This window comes from Cnuella takakiae (assembly GCF_001953305.1).
GTDB classification, from domain to species: domain Bacteria; phylum Bacteroidota; class Bacteroidia; order Chitinophagales; family Chitinophagaceae; genus Flavisolibacter; species Flavisolibacter takakiae.
The window spans coordinates 2,317,014-2,319,780 of record NZ_MTFE01000010.1 but is presented as its reverse complement, the minus strand read 5'-3'; the positions used below and the strand labels follow the sequence as shown (position 1 = coordinate 2,319,780).

Below are 2,767 nucleotides of genomic sequence, written 5' to 3'. Positions count from 1 at the left end.
CCCCCGCCGGCCATACCAAGCACCTGTACCAGAAAGCCGTTAAAAACAAAGACGCTGACGGCAATACCGTAGATGCTGTAGGTGGAGTAATAGACATTACGCAATTGAAAAAAGCAGAGGCGACCTTCCGGCAGGTAGTAAATGCTTCGCCCAATGCGCTGTTGCTGGTAAATACCAGTGGGCAGATCGTTTTGTCGAACCAGCAGGCCGAGCACCTGTTTGGCTACAGCGAGGAAGAACTTAAAAATTCATCCGTGGACCGCCTTATACCAGCCCGGTGGGCTGGCAACCATGATCAGCGCCGAAAGCAGTACCAGGAAGAGCCGACTCACCGCACCCTGGGTGAAGGTGGCGAATTGTATGCAGCCACCAAGAGTGGTGTGGAAGTGCCCGTTGAGGTAGGCCTGAGCCCCATGGAAATGGAAGGAGAAAAATTGGTGCTGGCATCCATAGTGGATATTTCGCAGCGAAAAGCCGCTGAAGCCGAACGCCTGGAACTGCTCACCCGCTTTAAGCTGGCCGCCAATGCCACCAACCTGGGCATCTGGGATTTTGACCTGGAAAAAGGTACCCTGCTTTGGAATGATAATATGTACGAGCTGGCGGAGTTGCCCAACACTACCCCGGTGAACTTTGAAATATGGCGCAGCCTGGTACATCCCGATGACGTAGATGCCACCGTGCGCAATTTCCAGCAGGCTGTGGAGCAGGCCGACCCCACTTTCGAAATGGAGTACCGCATGCAGCCTGCCAGCGGAAAGGTGAAGACCCTTCACCAGAAAGCCATCACTTTCTGCAACCCCGATGGCGTGGTGGTGCGTTGCCTGGGCACCAGCCTCGATGTTACTACGGAAAGGCAGGCCGATGCCATCCGCGAAGAGCTGATTACCCGTTTTGAGCTGGCCGCCGAAACCCTGCACCTGGGCATCCTCGATGCCGACCTGCGCACCGGTACCGTTCAGGGCGACACCCAACTGAAGCTGATGTTGGGTATTGAAGCCATCCCGAACCCCGACTGGCGTGTTTGGATCAAACAGGTACACCCCGAAGACCGCGAACGCCTGCAGGACCTGCTGATGCAGGCCCTTCCGCACGGCAAACTGCTGGAAGCCGAATGGCGCCAGGTGCGCACCACCGGCGAAACCCGCCATTTTGAAACCAAGGCCCGTATCATCTGGAAAAACAGCCAGCCCTCGCGCCTCATTGCCGCTACCATTGATATAACCGACCGGGTAAACCAACGCAACGAACTGATTGCGGCCCGTATTACCGCCGAAAAGAGCGAACAGCTGCAGGAACAGTTCCTGGCCAATATGAGTCATGAGATCCGCACCCCGCTCAACGGCGTGGTGGGTATGGCCGACCTGATGGGTGGCACCATGCTCACGCAGCGGCAACGCGAGTACCTGCAGGTGATCCAGAACTCTTCGCAGGGACTGCTCACCATCATCAACGATGTACTGGATATCTCCAAAATAAAGGCGGGCAAGTTCGCAATTGAAAATGCGCCCTTCAACCTGCACCATGTGCTGATATCGGCATTTGAGATGCTGCAACTGCGGGCCAGCCAGAAAAACCTCAACTACCAGTTGCAGGTAGATCCCGATGTTCCGGTGATGGTTAAAGGCGATGCCGGCCGCTTGTCGCAGGTGCTCATCAACCTGCTGGGCAATGCCGTGAAGTTTACCCGTGAAGGCTCCGTGATCCTTACCGTGCATCCCGCTGGTGAGGCCGATGGCAAAAGGCGGTTACTTTTTACCGTTACCGATACGGGTATAGGCATGAGCGCCGAAGCAAGACATGAAGTGTTCAACAGCTTTGCACAGGCCAGCCGCGAAGTAGGAATTGAATTTGGCGGTACAGGTCTTGGCCTGGCCATCAGCAAGCAACTGGTAGAAATGCAGGGTGGTACCATTGAAGTGGAAAGCACCCTGGGGCTGGGCTCCAGCTTCCGCGTGATGATCGCCTACCAGGTAGAGAAAGATGGCTTTGTCGACAAAACCGAAGCAAAAGACTTGGTGCCCATGGACCTTCACAACGGCAAGCGGGTGTTGGTTGCCGAAGACAATGAAGTAAACCGGATGGTGATCAACGAATACCTGCAGAAAGCAGGCTTGCAGGTAACCCTGACCAATGATGGCAAACAGGCTGTTGATACCCTGCTTGCCGATCCCAATTACCACCTGGTAATATTGGACCTGCGGATGCCGGTGATGAATGGATTTGAAGCCGCTACCGCTATCCGCAAGGAACTGGACCTCGACCTGCCCATTATGGCACTGTCGGCAAGCACCCTGCGCAGCGAGAAAGAACACTGCCTGGCGCTGGGTATGAACGCCTATATGGCCAAGCCCTTTAAAGCATCCGAGTTGTACGATAATATCTTCAGGCTGCTGAATGGCAGTGCCCAACAGGGTGGCCACACCGAAAGCACCATTGAAGAGCTTGCCCCGGGGCTTTTTGACCTCAGCGAACTGCAGGCCCTTGGCGAGCCCGACTTTGCCCTACAGATCATCGACACCTTTATGGAAAATGGTAAAAAAACCATTGGTGAGCTGACGCAGGCGCTGGAAGAAGATAAGATCGCCACGGTATTCGAATTGTCGCACCGAATGAAAGGCAGCGCAGGCTCGCTGGGCGCCCTGCCCCTGATGGAGCAACTAAAAGAAATGGAAACCGAAGCCCGCAGCAGCAAACCCGACAGGGGAAGGCTTCAGGCCATGCTGAGTGGCGTGGTAAAAAGTTTCGGTCAGGTATGTGCTGCCCT

The 2,767-nt window shown here is 55.3% G+C and carries 1 protein-coding gene; it reads left to right on the top strand.

All coding sequences use genetic code 11. The annotated features are described in order from the left end of the window. Positions 1-2,767 (top strand): PAS domain-containing hybrid sensor histidine kinase/response regulator (locus tag BUE76_RS24195; protein ID WP_158069949.1); only part of this gene is annotated, 2,767 nt, incomplete at both ends.